Genomic DNA, 725 nt, shown 5'->3' with positions numbered 1-725 from the left:
TTTGTTCTGATAAAACCTACTACACTGGAGTCACCGAAAATGTGTACAAACGTTTTGATGAACATCAAGACGGTAAATATTTTGGCTCTTATACTTTCTCAAGACGTCCTTTACAATTAGTATATTTTTGTCAGTTTATGGATATCGAACAAGCGATTGCATTTGAGAAAAAGATTAAGAAATGGTCACAGGCAAAAAAATTAGCATTGATTGAAGGAAGATATGAAGACCTGCCTAATCTTGCGAAAAAGAAGTTTGGTAAGTAATTTATTTATCTTATCAATTAACTTACGTCAGTCGCAGCGCCAGTTCGAGTGTTTTTCGTAGCACAGCGCAGAAAAATGTATAGAGAACCAGTGAACCGAAGCACAAATGTTGTCTTCCCATCAAAAACTTCTCGATATGATTTTCTTCAAAAATCTACTCGAAGTGACGTCTTGTTTACACGATACGAAAACAGTTTCGTCAGTTCGAGTGTTTTTCGTAGCGTAGCGCAGGAAAATGTATCGAGAACCAGTGAACCGAAGTACAAAATCTGTCTTCCAATCAAAAACTTCTCGATACTCTCCGCTTCGCTTCGTTACTCGAAGTGACGCTCGTTGAATCAAATCTTATTAATACAATTGATCATGCAAATATCATTCGTCTATATATTACTTTGTTCTGATAAAACCTACTACACTGGAGTCACCGAAAATGTGTACAAACGTTTTGATGAACATCAA

General features: G+C 36.3%; 2 protein-coding genes. Both read left to right on the top strand.

Going from position 1 to position 725, the window contains the following annotated elements; translation table 11 throughout:
* On the top strand, positions 1 to 266 hold a 266-nt coding region (locus AB671_RS21385; RefSeq protein ID WP_066681855.1), incomplete at its 5' end, for a GIY-YIG nuclease family protein.
* 363 nt (positions 267 to 629) lie between these two features.
* Positions 630 to 725, top strand: a 96-nt coding sequence (locus tag AB671_RS22110) for a GIY-YIG nuclease family protein (RefSeq protein ID WP_185114149.1), incomplete at its 3' end; no start/stop codon positions are given.

Origin of the sequence: Chryseobacterium sp. BGARF1 (assembly GCF_001677955.1) — a bacterium.
In the GTDB taxonomy this organism is placed as follows: domain Bacteria; phylum Bacteroidota; class Bacteroidia; order Flavobacteriales; family Weeksellaceae; genus Chryseobacterium.
The sequence above is the reverse complement of the archived record's forward strand: the minus strand, read 5'-3'. Positions and strand labels throughout refer to the sequence as shown.